General features: G+C 65.5%; 19 protein-coding genes. 9 read left to right on the top strand and 10 right to left on the bottom strand.

The genetic code is table 11. The annotated features are described in order from the left end of the window. Positions 1 to 237: 237 nt before the first annotated feature. Positions 238 to 2,562 (bottom strand): NADP-dependent malic enzyme, encoded by a 2,325-nt coding sequence (locus MFF62_RS23705; RefSeq protein WP_238265559.1) that lies wholly within the window; start codon positions 2,560 to 2,562, stop codon positions 238 to 240. Positions 2,563 to 2,795: 233 nt separating this feature from the next. Between MFF62_RS23705 and thiL the strand changes: the two genes are divergently transcribed. The 3 genes from thiL to MFF62_RS23690 all read left to right on the top strand — a co-directional run bounded on the left by thiL (position 2,796) and on the right by MFF62_RS23690 (position 5,002). Next, on the top strand, positions 2,796 to 3,776 hold the full coding sequence (gene thiL, locus MFF62_RS23700) for a thiamine-phosphate kinase (protein ID WP_238265558.1): 981 nt from the start codon (positions 2,796 to 2,798) through the stop codon (positions 3,774 to 3,776). A 103-nt stretch (positions 3,777 to 3,879) separates the two neighbouring features. Continuing rightward, positions 3,880 to 4,461: a phosphatidylglycerophosphatase A family protein gene (locus tag MFF62_RS23695; RefSeq protein WP_238265557.1), complete on the top strand. Its 582-nt coding sequence runs from the start codon at positions 3,880 to 3,882 to the stop codon at positions 4,459 to 4,461. A gap of 43 nt (positions 4,462 to 4,504) precedes the next feature. Further along, the gene (locus MFF62_RS23690; RefSeq protein WP_238265556.1) at positions 4,505 to 5,002 is read left to right on the top strand and encodes a CinA family protein; all 498 of its coding nucleotides are present in this window, start codon (positions 4,505 to 4,507) and stop codon (positions 5,000 to 5,002) included. Positions 5,003 to 5,036: 34 nt separating this feature from the next. Here the strand turns inward: MFF62_RS23690 and pyrF are convergent, their stop codons facing one another. Further along, positions 5,037 to 5,855 (bottom strand): orotidine-5'-phosphate decarboxylase, encoded by an 819-nt coding sequence (gene pyrF, locus MFF62_RS23685; protein ID WP_238265555.1) that lies wholly within the window; start codon positions 5,853 to 5,855, stop codon positions 5,037 to 5,039. Positions 5,856 to 6,075: 220 nt separating this feature from the next. On the opposite strand from pyrF, the gene MFF62_RS23680 reads away from it, so the two are divergent. After that, positions 6,076 to 6,960 (top strand): DMT family transporter, encoded by an 885-nt coding sequence (locus MFF62_RS23680; protein WP_238265554.1) that lies wholly within the window; start codon positions 6,076 to 6,078, stop codon positions 6,958 to 6,960. A gap of 469 nt (positions 6,961 to 7,429) precedes the next feature. After that, positions 7,430 to 8,392, top strand: a complete 963-nt coding sequence (corA, locus tag MFF62_RS23675) for a magnesium/cobalt transporter CorA (RefSeq protein ID WP_238265553.1) — start codon at positions 7,430 to 7,432, stop codon at positions 8,390 to 8,392. A 95-nt stretch (positions 8,393 to 8,487) separates the two neighbouring features. Here corA and mtgA read toward each other — a convergent pair whose 3' ends face one another. The 8 genes from mtgA to mpl form a co-directional block, all read right to left on the bottom strand. Then, complete coding sequence (gene mtgA, locus MFF62_RS23670) at positions 8,488 to 9,189, bottom strand: monofunctional biosynthetic peptidoglycan transglycosylase (RefSeq protein ID WP_238265591.1); 702 nt, start codon at positions 9,187 to 9,189, stop codon at positions 8,488 to 8,490. Between the two features lie 80 nt (positions 9,190 to 9,269). After that, the gene (aroE, locus tag MFF62_RS23665) at positions 9,270 to 10,148 is read right to left on the bottom strand and encodes a shikimate dehydrogenase (protein ID WP_238265552.1); all 879 of its coding nucleotides are present in this window, start codon (positions 10,146 to 10,148) and stop codon (positions 9,270 to 9,272) included. Then, positions 10,148 to 11,083, bottom strand: a complete 936-nt coding sequence (locus MFF62_RS23660; protein ID WP_404990826.1) for an energy transducer TonB — start codon at positions 11,081 to 11,083, stop codon at positions 10,148 to 10,150. Before MFF62_RS23660 ends, aroE begins: the two co-directional genes overlap by 1 nt. Positions 11,084 to 11,200: 117 nt before the next feature. Beyond that, positions 11,201 to 13,333: a ribonuclease catalytic domain-containing protein gene (locus tag MFF62_RS23655; protein WP_238265551.1), complete on the bottom strand. Its 2,133-nt coding sequence runs from the start codon at positions 13,331 to 13,333 to the stop codon at positions 11,201 to 11,203. A gap of 150 nt (positions 13,334 to 13,483) precedes the next feature. Next, positions 13,484 to 14,224, bottom strand: a complete 741-nt coding sequence (gene fabG, locus MFF62_RS23650; protein WP_238265549.1) for a 3-oxoacyl-ACP reductase FabG — start codon at positions 14,222 to 14,224, stop codon at positions 13,484 to 13,486. Next, complete coding sequence (locus MFF62_RS23645; protein WP_238265589.1) at positions 14,221 to 14,865, bottom strand: chorismate--pyruvate lyase family protein; 645 nt, start codon at positions 14,863 to 14,865, stop codon at positions 14,221 to 14,223. Before MFF62_RS23645 ends, fabG begins: the two co-directional genes overlap by 4 nt. Before the next feature lie 23 nt (positions 14,866 to 14,888). Further along, on the bottom strand, positions 14,889 to 15,488 hold the full coding sequence (locus tag MFF62_RS23640; protein ID WP_238265548.1) for a YqiA/YcfP family alpha/beta fold hydrolase: 600 nt from the start codon (positions 15,486 to 15,488) through the stop codon (positions 14,889 to 14,891). Positions 15,489 to 15,505: 17 nt separating this feature from the next. Beyond that, on the bottom strand, positions 15,506 to 16,903 hold the full coding sequence (mpl, locus tag MFF62_RS23635) for a UDP-N-acetylmuramate:L-alanyl-gamma-D-glutamyl-meso-diaminopimelate ligase (RefSeq protein WP_238265547.1): 1,398 nt from the start codon (positions 16,901 to 16,903) through the stop codon (positions 15,506 to 15,508). Positions 16,904 to 17,054: 151 nt separating this feature from the next. Here mpl and MFF62_RS23630 point away from each other — a divergent pair, with 151 nt between their 5' ends. The 4 genes from MFF62_RS23630 (at position 17,055) to accB (ending at position 19,692) form a co-directional block, all read left to right on the top strand. Continuing rightward, on the top strand, positions 17,055 to 17,738 hold the full coding sequence (locus MFF62_RS23630) for a UDP-N-acetylmuramate--alanine ligase (protein WP_238265546.1): 684 nt from the start codon (positions 17,055 to 17,057) through the stop codon (positions 17,736 to 17,738). Between the two features lie 64 nt (positions 17,739 to 17,802). Continuing rightward, entirely contained in the window at positions 17,803 to 18,357 is a 555-nt protein-coding gene (locus tag MFF62_RS23625) for a TlpA family protein disulfide reductase (protein ID WP_238265544.1), read from the top strand. A gap of 240 nt (positions 18,358 to 18,597) precedes the next feature. After that, positions 18,598 to 19,077 carry a type II 3-dehydroquinate dehydratase gene (gene aroQ / locus MFF62_RS23620; RefSeq protein WP_238265543.1) on the top strand — a complete coding sequence of 160 codons (480 nt, stop codon included), beginning with the start codon at positions 18,598 to 18,600 and terminating at the stop codon, positions 19,075 to 19,077. Positions 19,078 to 19,224: 147 nt separating this feature from the next. After that, complete coding sequence (gene accB / locus MFF62_RS23615) at positions 19,225 to 19,692, top strand: acetyl-CoA carboxylase biotin carboxyl carrier protein (RefSeq protein WP_238265542.1); 468 nt, start codon at positions 19,225 to 19,227, stop codon at positions 19,690 to 19,692. Positions 19,693 to 19,738: the final 46 nt, after the last annotated feature.

Below are 19,738 nucleotides of genomic sequence, written 5' to 3'. Positions count from 1 at the left end.
GCCCAGGCGAGCGTCCGCATTCAAAGGCGTAAGGTTACGCGCAAGTCCACCATTAATCAATCCCTGCGCCGTTGGCGCCCGGATTTCCTCAATTGTTTCAACATGTTATTGATATGTGTGCGCATACTAACCGTGCAGGTGGCTTATTGACACGGACATGAAAAAAGCCGGGCGTACCCGGCTCTTGCATCACATACCCTGGCGGCCAGTAAAGCGCCGCCCTGGATTTTCGTCGGATCAGGCCTTGGCGGCCGCGTCCACCACCACCAGTGCCGTCATGTTGACGATACGGCGCACCGTCGCCGACGGCGTCAGGATGTGCACCGGCGCCTTCACGCCCAGCAGGATCGGGCCGATGGCCACGTTGTTGCCGGCCGCGACCTTGAGCAGGTTGTACGAAATGTTGGCCGCGTCGATGTTCGGGCAGACCAGCAGGTTGGCTTCGCCCTTGAGCGCGCCATCCGGCACCAGCGAATCGCGCAGCTTTTCGTCCAGCGCGCTGTCGCCATGCATTTCGCCATCCACTTCCAGTTCCGGCGCGCGCTCGCGCAGCAGCTTCAGCGTGTCGCGCATCTTGCGTGCCGACGGCGCTTCCGACGTACCGAAGTTCGAATGCGACAGCAGGCCAACCTTGGGCTCGATGCCGAAACGCTTCAGTTCCTCGGCGGCCATGAGCGTGATCTCGGCCAGTTCCTCGGCAGTCGGGTCCACGTTGACGTGCGTATCCACCAGGAAGATCTGGCGACCCGGCAGGACCAGGCCGTTCATCGCGGCGTAGACGCAGTTGGTACCGCCCAGCACCTGGTCGATGTAGCGCAGGTGCGCGGCCGTGGTGCTCACCGTGCCGCAGATCATGCCGTCGGCTTCGCCCTTCTTGACCAGCATGGCGCCGATCAGCGTGGTGCGGCGGCGCATTTCCAGCTTGGCATACTGCTGCGTGATGCCTTCACGGGCCATCATGCGGTAGTACGCGTCGGAGTAGTCGCGGAAACGATCGTCGTGCTCGGGATTCACCACCGTGAAATCCACGCCCATGCGCAGGCGCAGGCCGAAGCGTTCGATGCGGTGCGCCAGCACTGCCGGGCGGCCGATCAGGATCGGGTTGGCCAGCTTCTCGTCGACGATCACCTGCACGGCGCGCAGCACCCGCTCTTCTTCGCCCTCGGCAAAGACGATGCGCTTCTTTTCCATCTCCACCTTGCGCGCGGCCGCATAGATCGGCTTCATCAGCGTGCCCGAGTGGTAGACGAACTGCTGCAGTTGCAGGCGGTACGCGTCCATGTCCTCGATCGGACGACGGGCCACGCCGGCCTTGGCGGCGGCTTCGGCCACGGCCGGCGCGATCTTGACGATCAGGCGCGGGTCGAACGGCTTCGGAATCAGGTATTCGGGGCCGAACGACAGGTCCTGGATGCCGTAGGCCGAGGCCACGATATCGCTCTGTTCCTGGCGCGCCAGCTCCGCCACGGCGTTGGCCGCGGCAATTTCCATTTCACGCGTGATCGTGGTGGCGCCGCAATCGAGCGCGCCACGGAAGATGAACGGGAAGCAGAGAACGTTGTTGACCTGGTTCGGGTAGTCGGTACGGCCCGTGGCGATCACGGCGTCCGGACGCACTTCCTTGGCCAGTTCCGGCATGATTTCCGGATTCGGGTTGGCCAGCGCCAGCACCAGCGGCTTCTCGGCCATCTTGGCCACCATCTCGGGCTTCAGCACGCCGGCGGCGGACAGGCCCAGGAAGATGTCGGCGCCGTCGATGACTTCGGCCAGCTTGCGCTTGTCGGTCTTCTGCGAGAAGCGCGCCTTTTCCGGGTCCATCAGTTCGGTACGGCCTTCATACACCACGCCGGCCAGGTCCGTTACCCAGATGTTCTCGATGGGCAGGCCCATGTCGACCAGCAGGTCCAGGCAGGCCAGCGCGGCCGCGCCGGCGCCCGAGGCTACCAGCTTGACCTTGGCGATGTCCTTGCCCACCACCTTCAGACCGTTGATCACAGCGGCGCCCACCACGATGGCGGTACCGTGCTGGTCGTCGTGGAAGACGGGAATCTTCATCCGTTCGCGCAGCTTGCGCTCCACGTAGAAGCATTCCGGCGCCTTGATGTCTTCAAGGTTGATACCACCGAACGTCGGCTCCAGCGACGCGATGATGTCCACCAGCTTTTCGGGGTCTTTCTCGTCGACTTCGATGTCGAAGACGTCGATGCCGGCAAACTTCTTGAACAGGCCAGCCTTGCCTTCCATCACCGGCTTCGATGCCGCGGCACCAATGTCGCCCAGGCCCAGCACGGCGGTACCGTTGGTGATCACGGCCACCAGGTTGCCACGCGCGGTGTAGCGGAACGAATTGGCCTGGTCGGCGACGATTTCCTCGCACGCGGCGGCCACGCCCGGCGAATACGCCAGGGCCAGGTCACGCTGGTTCGACAGCGGCTTGGTCGGGGTAACGGAGATCTTTCCGGGGGTCGGAAACTCGTGGTATTCGAGTGCGGCCTTGCGCAGCGCCTCACGCTGCTGCTGTTTCAGATCGTCTTGGGACGGGGACTGCTGAGGGCTTGTCATCTGCGCATCTTCCGATCGGTGGAGCCGCATGAAAACACTATGGATGAGCACGGGCCGGCTCCACGAACCCGCTGTCTCCGCTTGCTGACTTTGAAAGTTTTAGACGCAAGACTGCGCATTTTATATTGTGAAAAACTATTTCACAATGGGCGTTTTGCGCGAGGCAGCTTTGCGTTTCGGTACAATATGCCGCATGCCGCTGGGCTTGACCAGCCGGTATGTCCCCGCACCTCATGTCCGATCCCACCCCCGCATCGCTTTCCGAATTCGATCTGATTCGCCGCTTCTTCACGCGCCCGGTGCACAAGGCAGCGTTGGGCATTGGCGATGACTGCGCGCTGATCGAGGCGCGGCCGGGTCACCAGTTGGCCATCAGCACGGACATGTTGGTAAGTGGGCGTCACTTTTTCCCGGACGTGCCGCCGCGTTCGCTGGGGCACAAGGCACTGGCCGTCAATCTGTCGGATCTTGCCGCGATGGGCGCCGAGCCGCGCGCCTTCACGCTGGCGCTGGCCCTGCCCGAGGCCGATCCGGCCTGGCTCGAAGCCTTTGCAAGCGGCATGCTGGCGCTGGCCGACGACCACGGTTGCGAACTGATTGGCGGCGACACCACCAAGGGGCCGCTGACGCTGTCCATCACCGTGTTTGGCGACGTACCGCCGCGCCAGGCGCTGCGCCGCGATGCCGCGCGTCCCGGTGACGACATCTGGATTTCCGGCACGCTGGGCGATGCACGGCTGGCGCTGGGCGACTGCCGGGGCGAATGGCTGCTGCCCGAACCCGATTTCACGGTCATCCGCGCACGCATGGACACTCCCACGCCTCGCGTGGCGCTGGGCATGGCGCTGCGCGGCGTTGCCCACGCGGCGCTGGACATCTCCGATGGGCTGATCGGCGACCTGGGCCATATCCTGGCCAGTTCGTCGGCCGGGGCGATTCTCGACGTCGACGCCCTGCCGCGTTCCGAAATCCTTGGCGCGCAGCCGCTGGATCTCCAGCGCGAATGCGTGCTGGCCGGCGGCGACGACTACGAACTCTGCTTCACGGCGCCCGCGGGCAACCGCGAGGCCATCGCCGCCATCAGCCGGCAACTGAGCCTGCCGCTCACCCGTGTCGGTTCGATCACATCGGAAGCCGGCCTGCGCATTGTTGACCGCGACGGCAGCCCGTTTGCGTTCCAGGGCACCTCGTTCGATCATTTCGCCGCCCCCTGACACACCACGCGTAAGCCGTGTCATGATGCCGACCATGCGCGCAGCAGGGAGTGCTGCGATCTTGCGCGCCACATATCACTAGAAAATTCGAGCCAGGTTCTTGATGTCCGCCTATCCCCCCGGAGCCGCGCCGCGCGATTCCGCCCACCCTGCCGAGCCCATCACGCTGGAAGCCGGCCAGACCGCCCGTGTTGTGCGCCCGACCGCCCGCTTCATGCTGGGCCATCCTGCCCGGCTGATCGCACTGGGTTTCGGCTCCGGCCTGTCACCGGTGAGCCCGGGCACGGTCGGCACGCTGTACGGCTGGTTGTCGTTCGTGGTGATCTCGATGTGGATCGAGCCCACCACGTGGCTGTGGATCATCGCCGGCGGTTTCCTGGTGGGTATCTGGGCCTGCCTGCGCACCGCGCGCGACATGGGCGTGGACGATCACGGGAGCATGGTCTGGGACGAGATCATCGCGTTCTGGCTGGTGCTGGTCTTTGTCACGCCCACGGGCTTCTGGGGCCAGTTCGCGGCCTTCCTGTGGTTCCGCTTCTTCGACATCGTCAAGCCGGCGCCGATCCGCTACTACGACCGCACGCTCAAGGGCCCCGGTTTCACCGGCGCATTCGGCGTGATGTTCGACGATATCTTCGCGGCGTTCTACACGCTGCTCGTCTTCGCCCTGTGGCGCTCGTTCTGAGCGCTACCACCACTTCTGTACCAGGATCTCGGGAACCGTCGCCATGTCTGTCAGCCGCCTGCTTGACCAGCTCGCCATCCAGGCCGGAGTCGCCCTAGCGGAACGATCGCTCATGCTTGCCACCGCCGAGTCGTGCACGGGCGGGCTCGTGGCGGCCGCCATCACCGATGTGTCGGGTTCGTCGGGCTGGTTCGAGCGTGGTTTCGTGACCTATTCGAACGAGGCCAAGACCACCATGATCGGCGTGCCGGCCAAGCTGATTCGTGACCACGGTGCGGTCAGCGAGGAAGTGGCCCATGCCATGGCCGAAGGCGCGCTGCTGAACAGCCGCGCGCAGGTGTCGCTGTCGGTCACGGGCATTGCCGGCCCGAATGGCGGTTCGCCCGAGAAGCCGGTGGGCATGGTGTGCTTCGGCTGGAGCAACCGAATCACCACCCTCACGGAGACGCAGCGTTTCAAGGGCGACCGCGCGCAGATCCGCCGCCAGGCGGCGGAGCATGCGATGCGCGGACTGATCGAACTGATCCGCAACGAGGAGTAGCGGACCTGGTGGATCGGACTGGCCGGGCAGCCGGTCAGCCGTGGCGGTAACGGTTGATCGTTTCGCGCGTCTGCAGGGCCACGTTGCGGGCCGCCGACGCAAAGTCCTTTTCGCGGCTGGCGTACAGAATGGCCCGCGACGAATTGATCATCATGCCGGTGCCATCCGCCGTGCGGCCAGCCTTGACCGTGGCCTCGATATCGCCGCCCTGGGCGCCGATGCCCGGAATCAGCAGCGGCATGTCGCCCACGATCTGGCGCACCTTGGCAATCTCGTTCGGGAACGTCGCCCCCACCACCAGGCCCATCTGGCCATTGGTGTTCCAGCGCTCGCGCGCTGCCTCGGCCACCACCTGGTACAACGGCTTGCCGTCGACCTGCAGGAATTGCACGTCCGACCCGCCCGGGTTCGACGTACGGCACAGCACGATCACGCCGCGGCCCGGATGCGCCAGGTACGGCGACATCGAATCGAACCCCATGTACGGGCTGACGGTCACGGCATCGGCCTTGTAGCGGTCGAACGCCTCGACGGCGTAATGCTCGGCCGTCGACCCGATATCGCCACGCTTGGCGTCCAGGATCACCGGAATCCCGGGGTGCGCATCGTGGATGTATTCGATCAGCTGCTCGAGCTGGTCTTCGGCGCGCTGGGAATGGAAATAGGCGATCTGCGGCTTGAAGGCGCAGACCAGGTCGGCGGTGGCGTCGACGATTTCGCGGCAGAACGAGAAAATCGCGCCGCCCGTGCTGGTCATCGACAGCGGCAGCTTGGCCGGGTCCGGATCGAGCCCGACGCACAGCAGGGAATCGTTTCGCTGCCAGGCATTGGACAGCAGCTCGGTAAAGGTCATGGGATGCTCGGTATTCGGATGAAGCCGGCGGCCCCGGCTGTGTTCGACAGTCTTCACAGCATAACGCGGGTAGGCACCGGCCGGTTGGCGTGGCGGGGCTGACGAGGCATTCCGCGACGCAACATATGGCGTGGGCGGCATTCTACCTGCTGGCGTGATATTGTCTGGAGCTTCCGCTTAAAAGAGCGACCCGGCACGAGGTCGCCAGCCATACGATCCAATGCAACTCGACCGCCGCGGTCTCATCCTGCTTGTCATCCTGACCATCGCCTGGGGCCTGAACTGGCCCGTCATGAAGATCGGCGTCGCGCATTTTCCGGCCATGGGATTCCGGCTGCTGTGCATGGCCGGCGGGCTGGTGGCACTGGGCCTGGCGCTGAAGCTGCGTGGTGAATCCCTGCACGTGCCACGCCAGACCTGGGCCACCGTGGTCAAGCTGGCCATTCCCAACATGGTGATCTGGCATCTGTTCGCGATCTGCGCGGTCAAGCTGCTGTCGTCGGGCCGCGCGGCCATCCTGGGCTACACCATGCCGATCTGGGCCGTGGTCTGGGGCCTGATCATTTTCAGGGAACGGATCGCGCTGTCGGCGTGGATCGGTATCGCCTGCGCGCTGACCGGCACCGTGCTGCTGCTGTCCGGCGAGATCGCCGCGCTGACCGGCAGCCCGGCCGGCACGCTGCTGATGCTGGTGGCCGCCGCGGGCTGGGGCTTCGGCACCCAGTTGATGAAACGCACGCAGATCGACATCCCCGTTGGCACGCTCACGTTCTGGATGCTGGCCATCACGCTGCCGTTCCTGGGCATCGGTTCGCTGGTCTTCGAGTCCGGCTGGCGCATGCCCACCGGCATCGAGTGGGCCGCCATCGCGTACAACGCCGTGGTGGTCTTTGCGTACTGCCATCTGGTCTGGTTTGCGCTGGCGCGCAGCCTGCCGCCCGTGGTGTCGAGCCTGTCGATCATGTTCATTCCCGTGGTGGGCGTTTTCTCGGGCATGTGGCTGCTGGGCGAGACGCCGCACTGGCAGGACTACGCCGCCATCGTGCTGATGTTCGCGGCATTGTCGTCGGTCATGCTGGCGCCGTTGCTGCGGCGGCGCCTGTGAGCAACACCTGAGATTTCACTTAACAAGCCCCCTCCCGTTGGATTACACTCGCGGCCATCAGAATCCCGGAGAAACTACGTGGGCAGTAGCATCGGGTGTTCGGGTTGTTGCAGCCACGCTGCCTCATCGCCGGATGCCATGTCACTGCGGGCTGCGTAACGCCGATCCGCGTGGGGCCATTGCCCTGCACGTCGCCGTACTTGCCCGCAGACACCTGCGGGTGAGTGTGTCTTTCCGTTTCCCCCCGTGGCCGTCGTCCGACCGCCGCGTCGCGCTTCGGATCTTCCCTCCCCCGGCTTGCCAGCCAGATACAGGCAACAGGCAAACGCCATCGCCTTGCCACGGACCGTCTCGCACCGTCCGCATGCAGCGCGATCACGCTTGCCGGCCGCCTCATGGTCGCTTGCTGGCGATGCCTTGCCTGCGCCTGTCTCCGACAACGCGCAATCAGTAACAAGGAATCCTAGGGATGATCAATCTGTTCGTCCTGCAGAAAGGCCGGCTCGCCCAGGAGCAGGTCGACGAGCGCAATGAGCTGCTGCAGCACAAGCCTATCTGGATCGACGTGGTCAGCCCCGACGACGAGGAACTCGCGTGGATCAAGGAAGCCTACGGCGTGGTCCTGCCGGAACTGGAAGACCTGGGTGACCTGGAGGCGTCGGCGCGGTATTTCGAAGGCGAAGACGAGAATATCCACATCCGCACCGACTTCCTGCTGGCCGAGGACGAAGCGTCGCGCAACGTGCGCGTGGCATTCGTACTGACCCGCGACGTCCTGTTCTCGATCCACGACGAAGACCTGCCCGTGTTCCGCCTGGTGCGGCTGCGCGCGCGGATGCGTCCGGGGTCGGTCCGCAACGCCAAGGACGTGCTGATGGATCTCTACGCGACCGACGCCGAGTATTCGGCCGATTCGATCGAAGAGATCTATGAACGCCTGGAAGAAGCCAGCCGCCGCGTGCTGGCCGAGAACGTGACCGATGCCGCCGCGGCCGACGTGCTGGAAACCATCGCCCGCGAGGAAGACTTGAACGGCCGCATCCGCCGCAACGTCATGGATACGCGCCGGGCCGTGTCATTCCTGATGCGCAGCCAGTTGCTGTCAGCCGAGCAGCAGGACGAGGCCCGCCAGATCCTGCGCGACATCGACTCGATCGAGAACCACACCGCGTTCCTGTTCGACAAGATCAACTTCCTGATGGATGCCACGGTCGGTTTCATCAACATCAACCAGAACAAGATCATCAAACTGTTCTCGGTGGTGTCGGTGGCGCTGATGCCGCCTACGCTGATCGCCAGCATCTACGGCATGAACTTCAAGCTGATGCCCGAACTGGACTGGGCCGTCGGCTACCCGTGGGCCATCGCGCTGATGGCGGTATCGGCGGCGATTCCGCTGGTGTACTTCCGCAGGAAGGGGTGGTTGAGCTAGGGGGTTGAAGTCCCCTTGGTTTGCCTTTGATTTTCTCCCCTCTCCCGCCTTGCGGGAGAGGGGAGAAAATCCAGAAAACCCAGAGACTCTGAAGATCAATCCGGCAACGTCGCCGCGCCCATGCGTCTCGCAATGATCGACGCCTTGACCCGGAAGTTCACGCGCACGTTGGCGCAGTATTCCTTCTTGTCGAAGCATTTCGGTGCCGGCAGCGCGGCCGCCAGCCGTGCGGCCTGACCCACCGTGAGTTTCGATGCCGATGTGTGGAAGTAGTGCTGCGCGGCAGCCTCGATGCCGAACACACCCTCGCCCCACTCCACTGAATTCAGGTAGATCTCGAAGATGCGCTGCTTGTCGAGCCAGAATTCGAGCATCCACGTGATGGCCAGCTCCTGGCCCTTGCGCACGTAGTATTGCTCCGAAGACAGGAACAGGTTCTTGGCCAGCTGCTGCGTGATCGTGGAACCGCCACGCACGATGTGGCCGCGCTTCTTGTTGCGCTCCCATGCGTCGAGCATGGCGTCGAGTTCGTAGCCAGGATGGTTGACGAAGTCGGCATCCTCGCTGGCGATCACCGCGCGCTTGATGTTGCGCGACATCTCGTCGTAGTTAATCCATTTCCGGTCGACCTGGCAGCTCCAGACATTGAAGCCGCACAGCCGCCAGCGTTCGGCGCGCATGAACGACGTGGACGACGGATTCAGGTATTGCCAGGCGGCGATCTGCAGGAAGAAATAGACCTGCAGCGCCAGCACGCCGACGATCACGCATTCGCCCAGGTAGCCAACCCAGCGCAGCGGGTTGGCCGCGCCAGATGCTTTGGCCGGCGTGCGCGCGGCGGTGGTTCGCTGGCGAGCCAAGGCCGGCTTGTCCCGGGTCAGCGGGCGGCTTCGCCCTGCAGCGCGGTGCGCAGCTCGGCCAGCACCGGGGCCGTGCTCGGACGCACGCCGCGCCAGTTGTAGAACGCTTCGGCCGCCTGCTCCACCAGCATGCCCAGGCCGTCCGACGTCCGCGCGCCGCACTTTGCCGCATAGGCCAGGAACACGGTCGGCTTGGCGCCGTACATCATGTCGTAGGCCAGCACGCCTTCGCCCAGCAGATAGTCGGGCACCGGCGGCAGTTCGCCCTGCAGGCTGCTGGCCGATGCGTTGATGACCACGTCGCAGCCCTCTTCGTCGGACAGCGCGCTCAGCGAGTCCAGACCACCGGCCCACAGCTCCACGCCGTACTGGTCGGCGGCTTCCACGAACTCTTCCACCATGTCGCTGGCCTTCTGCGCGGTGCGGTTGGCCACCACGATCCGGGCCGGCCGGCATTCGATCAGCGGCAGCATCGCGCCCATCGCCGCGCCACCGGCACCCAGCAGCAGGATGCGCTTGTCTTCCAGCAGCACGTCCAGGTTGTCCTGGATATCGCGCACCAGGCCAATGCCATCGGTGTTGTCGCCGTGGATCAGCCCGTCCTCGATCCACATCGTGTTGACCGCGCCAGCGGCTTCGGCACGCGGCGTCAGGCGGTCGGCCAGGTCATACGCTTCGAGCTTGAACGGCGTGGTCACGTTGAAGCCATGGCCGCCATCGGCCAGGAACTTCCGCACGGCGTCGGCAAACCCGTCGAGCGGTGCCTCCAGGCGGTCGTAGTGCACGGCTTCGCCGGTCTGCCGCGAGAACGCGGCGTGGATGGCCGGCGAGCGGCTGTGGGAAACGGGGTTGCCGACCACGACGTAGCGGTCGACCGATTGCTGTTCTGCGGTCATCAGCGTCCTTGCAGGCGGACGTCGAGCCCGCTGCGCGTGAACTTGAAAGTGGAAATGACTTCGAGGATGTCCTGCTTCGACTGCATTTCGGGCGTGAACGCGCCGAAAGGAGCCGCCGCACGGACAATGGCCACCGCCTGGCGGTCGAGCGCGGGGTCACCCGAACTCTTGGCCACGTCGATGGCTTCGATGTTGTAGCCGTCGCGGTTGTAGCCGAGCTTGCCCAGGCGATTCACATTGATCACCAGGATCAGCTGGCCATAGATCGGCTTGCCGTTCTTCTGCGGAAAATCGCTCGTGCCGCGCGCCTCGATCCGGCGGCGCAGGCGGTCGTAATACTGCGCGTAGTCCACGCCTTGCGCGCTGGTGGCGGTCAGCTGCATGCGCTTGGGCCGCTTGGCGTACTGTTCGAGATTGCGGCCGATCTCTGCTTCGAGCTTGGCCATCTCGTCGGTGGACGTGCGCTCGTCCTGACCGCGCAGCGGGGAATCGGTGCGCAGCTCGCCGGGCTTCACGGGCTGGCTGCGTACCGACGGCGCGGCCTCGCGCGACTGCGTCATCAGGCGGCGCTGCTCTTCCTCGAGCTGCTCGATCCGGCGCTGCGTCAGCTTGACGAGGTCGCCTTGCTTGGATTCGGTCTGTGCCGGCAGCGGCGTGGTGGCGCGCTGGGCATCGTGGTCACCGCCGCCGTCCAGGTTGGCCTGTGCCAGCACGGTCGGATTGCGCGGCTTTTCGGCCGACTTCGAATTCACCAGCACCACGTCGAGCTGGGGATCGGAACGCTTGATCTCGAAGACTTCCGGCGCGGCAATGCGCACCATCAGCAGCACCGCGTGAATGACCACGGACACTGCAAGCGCCTTGACCAGCGTGCTGCTGGATTGCCACCAGTCTCGCGGGTGCGTGTGGCGGGGAGCGGGAAGAACGGCGTTCACGATGGATCGGTAACGTGGGCGGTCGATGGGGGCTCGCGCGAAAGCCGGCCACCCCACGGTGGAGGGGGGCCGGAACGGACTTCGATTGTACGGGAGCCGCCCGGTTTACCGAAGGACTCAGGCGGGGGGGTTGGCCCCGGTGTCGCGTGGCGCCGACGCATCGTCCGCGTCCGGGCCATCGGCCGGCGCCGGGGCGTCGCCCGCCGCTGCCTCCGCTTCGCCTTCGGCAGCCTCTTCGGCCGCGGCCTCGGCAGCCGACTCAGCCGCTGCTTCCGCAGAAACTTCCGACATCTCGTCGTCAGTTTCGGTCTCCAGCTCTTCTTCCGGCACCTCGCCCTCGCCGGCGAAGATTTCAAGCACGCGGCACGACACCTCCAGCGTGATCTCGTCGGTCGAGCCGATTTCCAGCAGCACCTGCGTACCACGGTTGGCCTGCGCCAGTTCCGGCACGCGCGTCACCAGCGGAATCTCGGTAAATCGCACCGCGCCGTCCTTGAGCACGGTGGCCATCAGCTTGTCGCGCCCTTCCTGCACCAGCCAGCGCAGGCACCAGTAGCGTTCCATGGTCGACTGGTGGTCGGCATAGGCGGCATAGGTGCCTTCGAAATCGGCCACGGCCGCCAGCAGGTCGGCATCCTTGGGCTTGAACGGCGCCACCAGCTTGGCCGTGACGCCATGCTGCGCCACCGCCAGGATCTGCCACTGGTTGACCAGGTCGACATAGCGCCGCAGCGGCGAAGTGCTCCACGCGTACTGCGCCACGCCCAGCCCCTCGTGCGGCGCCGGATACGTCTGCATGCGCGTGCGATGCATGCCCCAGGCCTTCTGCGTGCGATAGATGCCCGGCACGCCGTTGTCGGCCAGCAGCTTGCCCCACGTGCTGTTGGCCAGGATCATCAGCTCGGCGACGATCTTGTCCAGCGGTGAGCCACGGCGGCGCTGCTCGATACGCACACGCTCTCCGCCGCCCGCCAGAGGGTCGATGTAGAAGTTGAAATCCGCACGGTTGTGCGATTCCGGGCGCAGGCCGCTGGCCATGCGCGCCTTCTGGCGCTCGTCGTGCAGGTGATTGGCCAGCCGGAACAGTTCGGTCAGTTCGTCGCGGAACGGGTAGTCGCCCGTGCCGGCTGCCAGCGCGGCTTCCGTGACCACGTCTTCCAGGAGGTTGTGGCGCAGGTTGGCGGCGATCGGCACCAGTTCGGCACGCGTTTCGCTGCTCAGGATCTCCACGCCGTCAGGGCCGTCCATGTCGACCGTCACGTACAGCGACAGCGCCGGGCAGGTGCGGCCTTCCTGCAGTGTGTAGCGGTCCACCACGCTGTCCGGCAGCATGGTGATCTTGTCGCCGGGGAAATACACCGTCGACAGGCGGTTACGCCCAATGGCGTCGAGCGGCTCGCCGCGTTTGAAACCCAGGCCCGGCGCGGCGATGTGGATACCCACACGCAGCTTGCCATCGGCGGCGCGGGTCACGGACAGCGCATCGTCGATCTCGGTCGTCGTGACGTCGTCGATCGAGAACGCCTGGACGTTGGCCACGGGCAGATCGTTCGGGGGCGACGGCACATCGACGTCGGGGAAACCGGTGCCCTTGGGGAAGCAGTCGGCCAGGAACTTGGCTTCGTGCAGCGCACGCGGGCTCTCCACGCCGCCCACGGTTACCATCAGCCGCATCGGCGTCATGCCCAGCGCGGTGCACGCGGCGTCCATGGCCTTGAATTCGAGGCTGTTCTTGTCGGGCTTGAACAGCAGTTGCAGCACCTTGCCGCGGAACGCATCGGGCAGCTTGCGCGCCTTGAGCTGTTCCTCGTACTCGGCCTGCACCAGAAGCTGCTGCTTCTTGCGTTCCACGGCGGCCAGCGCCGCCTTGAGCTGGTCTTCCGGGGCGCGCATGTAGCGGCCACGGCCCTTGCGGCGGAAATAGACGGGATTGCCATGCAGCGCCATGGCCAGCGCGGCCTGCTGCACGGCGCCGGCGTCGGCGCCATAGTATTCGGCGGCCAGTTCGGAGAAACCGAACTCCTCGGCCGGCGCGCATTCCCAGAGGAAGTCGAGGTCGATCTCGGCGGTCAGGTCGCCGGTTTGCCGCACCATTTCGATTGCCGAGGGCTGGGCAAACTGCAGCAGCACGTCCTTGGCCTTGACCTTGGTGCGCTTGCCCGCAGGCAGCTCTACCTGGTAGGCCTCGCCCTGTTGGGCAAGTACGGTGCCGGCGCGAATCTCGCCGCCTTCTTCGAACAGCAACTGCATGGGTCGGTACTTTCAGAAGTGCCGGGACAGGCCGGTGTCGCGTGCGCTTTCAGCACGCAGGCCGCAAGCTTGTCCGGGCGGGTATACGACCCGGGATGATACCGCACCGCGTCTTCTCCGCAGCGCCGGCGCCTCCCGGGTCCAGGCGGGTCAGAGCGACATGCCGCCGCTGGCCTCGATGGTCGTGCCGTTCACATAGCTGGCGTCGTCGCTGGCCAGGAACGCGTAGATCGCGGCGATTTCGGCCGGTTCGGCCAGCCGGCGCATCCAGCAGTGCTCCTTCATGCCGTCGAGCACCTTCTCCGGCACGCTCTGCAGGATCTCGGTATTCACAAAGCCCGGGCATACGGCGTTCACGCGCACGCCCTTCGGGCCCAGTTCGCGCGCCCAGGTCTTGGTGAACCCGATCACGCCGAACTTGCTGGCCGCGTAGTTGGTCTGGCCGAAGTTGCCATACAGGCCCACCACGCTCGACGCGTTCAGGATCACGCCCTTGCCCTGCTCCGTCATGACGGCGGCCACGGCCTGGGCGCAATGGAACACGCCCTTCAGGTTGACGTCGATCACGGCGTCGAACTGGGCTTCGGTCATCTTGGCCAGCCGCGCGTCCTTGGTGATGCCGGCGTTATTGACCAGGATGTCGATGCGGCCATGGCGTGCCAGCGTGGCCGCCACCACGCCGTCCACTTCCTCGCGGCTGGTCACGTCCACCTTGTGGGCATCCACGGTGACGCCCTTGTCGGCCAGCCGCTCGGCGGCCTCGCGCACGCGCGCTTCGTTCACATCGCAAAGCACCAGCTTCGCGCCTTCGGCGGCAAAACGCTCCGCCGTGGCAAACCCGATACCAGCTGCTGCGCCGGTGATGATGGCGACCCGTCCTTCCAGTTTCATGATGCGCGTCTCTCTTCCTGTCTTGGTGGTGTGTGGTGCATGTCAATGCGGCGGGGCAGTCTGGTGCCGCCCGCGCCAATGTTGGCGGGCGCCGCGCGCTCCAGCAGGTCTGGCAGAAAGACCTCCGTCACGAGCATGGCGCCGCCGCCGCGCCGGAACACCGAGCGCCGCGCGGGCAGCATCGGCACCGACGCAAACGCCGGCAACACCCGCTGCAGCGCCTGGCGCAGCGGATGGTTGGTGGAAAGCCGCGCGAACTGGAACGGTTCGCGGCGCACGCGTGGATCGACGAACAACGCGCCGCCCAGCGGCCGGTTGCCCAGGCCGCGCAGGAACGGCCAGTCGCGCCGGGCGCGGTACGGGTCGACGATCGTGTGCGCAAACACCGCCGGCACGCTGTCACAGATCAGCAGTACCTCCCGCGTGATGGCCGGTACCGGGCAAATCAGGCCCAGCGCCTGCCATTCGTCGGCAAATGGCAGTTGTGGCGCCTGTACAAGTCGCTGTACGCCGAAGCGCGACGATGCCGACATCAACCGCGCAGTCAGCGAGCCTTCACCCGCGATCCAGCGCCGCTGGTTCAGGGGGATGGCCGCGTCATGCGGCAGGTGCGCATGCCAGGCCGCTCGCAGGCCCTTCAGGCCACCCAGGCTGTTTGCCCCGGTCATGCCGGGAGCTTTCCGCCGGGCACATAGCCGCAGAAGGCCAGTACATCGTCGACGTAGTCGTCGAATTCGCTGATGCCGTGGTCGCTGCCTTCGATGATGCGGATCTTCGCGCCGGGGCAAGCCTCGACCATCTCGCGATAGTCCAGCACCTCGTCGCCGGTGGCGGCCAGCAGGTAATAGCGCTCGGGGCGCGTGATCGCATCTACGCGCAGCGCCAGCAATTCCTGCAGGTGTTCCGGCTTCACCACGACCGAACCGCCGCCGTGATACAGCGGCTGCTCGCCCAGGTATTTCTCCAGGTCGGTCCACGGGTGGATGGCCGGATTGAGCAGCACCGCGCGGCAGCCGTGCTTTTCGGCAAGCCAGCGGGCGTAGAAACCGCCCAGCGACGACCCGATGATGGCGATGTCGGTCTCGCCGCCAGCCCGCGCGCCACGAATGGCGGCCTCGGCCTGGGCAATCGCCTCGGACGGCGACACGTTCAGCACCGGGCAGGCGAAGTACTTCTCCAGGCCCCAGGCGCGCATCCGCTCCTGCACCAGCCGCGACTTCATCGACTGCGGCGAGGAACGGAAACCGTGCAGGTACAACAGCATTGGATTTCCTACGAAAGTCAGGACTTGGCGCCGTTGGCACCTTGGGCGCCAATCGCGTCGAGCAGCTTCTGGTGGATGCCGCCGAAGCCGCCGTTGCTCATGACCAGCACCTGGTCGCCGGGCCGCGCGGCAGCGGTCACCGCCTGCACCAGCTCGCCCAGATCCTGGAAGGCGGCCGCCTTGTCGCCGATCGGCGCCAGCGCTTCGCCCAGGTTCCAGCCCAGCGCGTCCTTGCCGGACGGGGCGCCATATCCGAACACCAGGTCGGCCGCTTCCAGGCTGGCCGGCAGTTGTGCCGCCATCACGCCCAGCTTCATCGTATTGGAGCGCGGCTCCAGCACGGCCAGGATGCGCGCGTTGCCCACGCGGCGGCGCAGGCCGTCGAGCGTGGTCTGGATGGCGGTGGGATGGTGCGCGAAATCGTCGTAGACGGTCACGCCATTGGCCACGCCGCGCACTTCCATGCGGCGCTTGACGTTGGCAAAGCGCCCCAGCGACTCGATGGCCTGTGCCGGCGGCACACCCACGTGGCGCGCGGCGGCAATCGCGGCAATCGCGTTCATGCGGTTGTGGGTGCCCTGAAGGTCCCACACCACCGTGCCCTGCAGTTCCTCACGGAAGAACACGTCGAAGGCGTCCTTGCCGGCCGGTGCCTCCGCGCGGGCATCGCCTTCGCGCCAGTCGCCCATGCCGAACTGCTCCACCTCGCTCCAGCAGCCACGCTCCAGCACGCGGGCCAGCGCCGGCTCGTTGCCGTTCACGACCAGACGGCCTTGCCCCGGCACCGTGCGCACCAGATGATGAAATTGAGTCTCGATCGCCGCAAGATCCGGGAAGATGTCAGCGTGATCGTATTCAAGGTTGTTCAGGATCGCCGTGCGGGGGCGGTAGTGCACAAACTTGCTGCGCTTGTCGAAGAAGGCCGTGTCGTACTCGTCGGCTTCGATGACAAAGAAGTCGGATTCGGTCAGGCGGGCCGAAATGCCGAAGTTCTGCGGCACCCCGCCGACCAGGAAGCCGGGGTTGTAGCCAGCATCCTCGAGCAGCCACGTCAGCATCGACGTGGTGGTGGTCTTGCCATGCGTGCCGGCCACGGCCAGCGTCCACTTGCCGTTCAGCACATGCTCGCCCAGCCATTGCGGGCCCGACGTGTACGGCAGGTTGCGGTCCAGGATGGCTTCCATCAGCGGATTACCGCGCGACACCACATTGCCGATCACGTACAGGTCGGGATTCAGCGACAGCTGCGCCGGGTCGAACCCTTCGATGAGGTCAATGCCCTGGGCTTCGAGCTGGGTGCTCATGGGCGGGTAGACATTGGCGTCGCAGCCGGTCACGCGGTGACCCGCCTGTCGCGCCAGGACCGCAAGGCCGCCCATGAATGTGCCGCAGATGCCGAGGATGTGAATATGCATGGGAGCTTCGGGGAATGCGTGGGACCGCGCCGGTAAGCGCCGGGCGGCACTGGAAAGAAGGGTCTGATTGTACCTGCACGGCAGGGTTCCCCGGCTGCGCCGCCGCCCGGCCTGTCATGCTCGGCGCGGCCATGCGGGTATCATCGATACCATGTCACGACGCACCCCATCCGACCCCGCCCGCCTGCGCGAGGAAATCGCCCAGGCCGCGGCGCGCATGATCGCCGAAGATGGCGCCGATTACGCCACCGCCAAGCGCAAGGCTGCCCGCCAGCTGCTTGGCGACGTGCGCGTGGCCGGCGAATGGCTGCCCGACAACGAACTGATCGAAGAAGAGGTTCGCGCCTACCAGGCGCTCTTCCACGGCGAGCACCAGCCGCGCATCCTGGCGCTGTTGCGCCAACTGGCGTTGCTGGCCATGGACGACCTGGCCCCGTTTCGCCCGTATCTGGTGGGTGCCGTGCTCAACGGCACGGCAACCGAGCATTCCGACGTCTATCTCCAGTGCTTCTGCGACAGCCCCAAGGACGTGGCCCTGCACCTGCTCAATGCCGGCGTGGATTTCGATACCAGCGAAAGCCGTCATTTCGCCGGCCGGGGCGACGTGGAAACCCTGAGCTTCCTGTGGCGCGGCCAGTGGCCCGCGCTGCGCGAGGCGCGCCAGTTGGCCGGCGAGGTCCGGGCCACGCTGGGTGCCCCGGTGGGGATTCACCTCGCGCTGTATGATGCCGTCGATGAACGCGGCGCGGTCAGGGCCGACGCCAGCGGCCGTGTGGCCCGGGCCGATGCCAATACGGTACGCACCCTGGTGGCAGAGGCTGGCGACAGCGCCTGACCGGCTACGCCTGCACCGCCGATTCTCTCTATCTATATAGAACTGTCTTCAACGCCATCCAAAAATGACCGCATCTGCTCCCGGCCCCGCGCCGGCCCGCCGCTCTTCCCTTGCCATCTGGATCGTCGTGGCCGTCGTGGCGGCCGCAGCCGGCGCCCTGGTGGCGAATTTCGCGCTGGCGCCCAAGCCGGCGTCCGACCAGGCGGTGGAATCGCTGTTCCTGGCCAAGATGCCCGATCCGTCCGGCACCGAGCTTGATCTGTCGAAGTATCGCGGCAAGACGCTGGTGGTCAATTTCTGGGCACCGTGGTGCGGCCCGTGCGTCGAGGAAATGCCCGAACTGACCGCGCTGCACGGCGAGTATGCGCAGCGCAATGTCGAATTCATCGGCATCGGCATCGATTCGGCTAACAACATCCAGGAATTCCTCAAGAAAGTCCCGGTCAAGTATCCGCTGGCCGTGGCCGGCTTTGCCGGCACGGAACTGGCCAAGAGCTTTGGCAACGCCCAGGGAGGGCTGCCGTACACGGTGGTCATCACGCCCGACGGCGACGTGAAGTACCGCAAGATGGGACGCGTACACGCTGACGAACTGCGCAAGGAATTGCCCGGAGCCTGACCGGCCCGCAACATGCGAAATCGCAAATATCCGGTATTTGCATTGATCTCGCTTCGAAAGCACGAGAATTTGGCGCCAACGTGCGGACAAACCCGCACAGCGCCGGAAATTGTGGAAAATGCGTCACTTCGAGTGCCTGGAATGACGCTTTCTCGACATCCACCCTTGTATCCCGTGCTAGACAAATCCCTCTAAGCTACGGTAATCTCCGCGCAATTTCGTTGAACTGGTCGAGCCGCCGTGTCTTCCAACCCAACTGCAAGCCGCTCTGCCCGCTACCGTAAAGTGCTGGTTCTGCATGGTCCGAACCTGAACCTGCTCGGTACGCGTGAGCCGCAGACGTATGGACATACGACGCTCGCCGACATCAACGAAGCGCTGGCAAAACGCGCGGCGTCCGCGGGCATTGGCCTGGATACGTTCCAGTCCAACCACGAGGGCGCGCTGGTGGATCGCGTTCAGGCAGCGCGCGGTGAAGGGGTGGATCTGGTCATCATCAATCCCGCGGCATTCACGCATACCAGCGTGGCGCTGCGCGACGCGCTGGCCGGCGTGGACATCCCCTTTGTCGAAGTGCATCTGTCCAATGTGCATCGCCGCGAGCCGTTCCGCCATCACTCATATTTCTCCGATCAGGCGATCGGGGTGATTTGCGGCCTGGGCTGGCAGGGATACCTGCTGGCGCTGGAATACGCGCTGGCGCAGGAACAGGACAGCTAGCACGGCAACGCCCTGCCGTTTCCGTTTAGCCCGAGACATTACCGGCCTGGCGCGCATCCCGCGACGGGCCAAATCAATGACTGACCGCCGCCGTCGCCTTTGCTGACACGAAGGTGACCGGACAACCCGATTCTGGAGGATAAGAAGATGGACCTGCGCAAGCTGAAGACGCTGATCGACCTGGTGGCCGAATCCGGCATTTCGGAACTCGAAGTGACCGAAGGCGACGGCAAGGTTCGGATCGTCAAGCAACCTCCGCAAGTGCTGGCGCCGGTCGCCATGCCGCAGTACCAGGCCCTGCCGGCCGCCGCCGCACCCATGGCTGGCGCCCCCGTCGCCCCGGTTGCTGCCGCCGCAGAAGCCGCGCCGCAACTGCCGGCTGGCCACGTGGTGACGTCGCCGATGGTCGGCACGTTCTACCGCGCGCCGTCGCCGGGTGCCGCCGCGTTCGTGAACGTGGGCGATACCGTCAAGGAAGGCCAGACCGTCTGCATCATCGAAGCCATGAAGCTGCTCAACGAAATCGAGTGCGACAAGGCTGGCGTGATCAAGGAAATCCTCGTTGAAAACGGCCAGGCCGTGGAATACGGCCAGCCGCTGTTCGTGATCGGCTAAGCCGGCAGCCGGCTGTCAGCGGCAGGTGCGCCCCCTGAGGCCCTGC

The sequence above is a fragment of the Cupriavidus pauculus genome (assembly GCF_022179805.1).
Lineage (GTDB): Bacteria > Pseudomonadota > Gammaproteobacteria > Burkholderiales > Burkholderiaceae > Cupriavidus > Cupriavidus pauculus_E.
Note: the sequence above shows the minus strand (reverse complement) of the source record. Positions and strands in the feature narration are given on the sequence as shown.

Coding starts and splice junctions, on each gene's coding strand:
- MFF62_RS23680 (WP_238265554.1), top strand. CDS start 6,076: ATGCAACTCGACCGCCGCGGTCTCATCCTGCTTGTCATCCTGACCATC.
- mpl (WP_238265547.1), bottom strand. CDS start 16,903: ATGCATATTCACATCCTCGGCATCTGCGGCACATTCATGGGCGGCCTT.
- accB (WP_238265542.1), top strand. CDS start 19,225: ATGGACCTGCGCAAGCTGAAGACGCTGATCGACCTGGTGGCCGAATCC.
- corA (WP_238265553.1), top strand. CDS start 7,430: ATGATCAATCTGTTCGTCCTGCAGAAAGGCCGGCTCGCCCAGGAGCAG.
- MFF62_RS23705 (WP_238265559.1), bottom strand. CDS start 2,562: ATGACAAGCCCTCAGCAGTCCCCGTCCCAAGACGATCTGAAACAGCAG.
- MFF62_RS23690 (WP_238265556.1), top strand. CDS start 4,505: ATGTCTGTCAGCCGCCTGCTTGACCAGCTCGCCATCCAGGCCGGAGTC.
- aroE (WP_238265552.1), bottom strand. CDS start 10,148: ATGACCGCAGAACAGCAATCGGTCGACCGCTACGTCGTGGTCGGCAAC.
- MFF62_RS23625 (WP_238265544.1), top strand. CDS start 17,803: ATGACCGCATCTGCTCCCGGCCCCGCGCCGGCCCGCCGCTCTTCCCTT.
- MFF62_RS23640 (WP_238265548.1), bottom strand. CDS start 15,488: ATGCTGTTGTACCTGCACGGTTTCCGTTCCTCGCCGCAGTCGATGAAG.
- MFF62_RS23630 (WP_238265546.1), top strand. CDS start 17,055: ATGTCACGACGCACCCCATCCGACCCCGCCCGCCTGCGCGAGGAAATC.
- pyrF (WP_238265555.1), bottom strand. CDS start 5,855: ATGACCTTTACCGAGCTGCTGTCCAATGCCTGGCAGCGAAACGATTCC.
- MFF62_RS23695 (WP_238265557.1), top strand. CDS start 3,880: ATGTCCGCCTATCCCCCCGGAGCCGCGCCGCGCGATTCCGCCCACCCT.
- fabG (WP_238265549.1), bottom strand. CDS start 14,224: ATGAAACTGGAAGGACGGGTCGCCATCATCACCGGCGCAGCAGCTGGT.
- thiL (WP_238265558.1), top strand. CDS start 2,796: ATGTCCGATCCCACCCCCGCATCGCTTTCCGAATTCGATCTGATTCGC.
- MFF62_RS23655 (WP_238265551.1), bottom strand. CDS start 13,333: ATGCAGTTGCTGTTCGAAGAAGGCGGCGAGATTCGCGCCGGCACCGTA.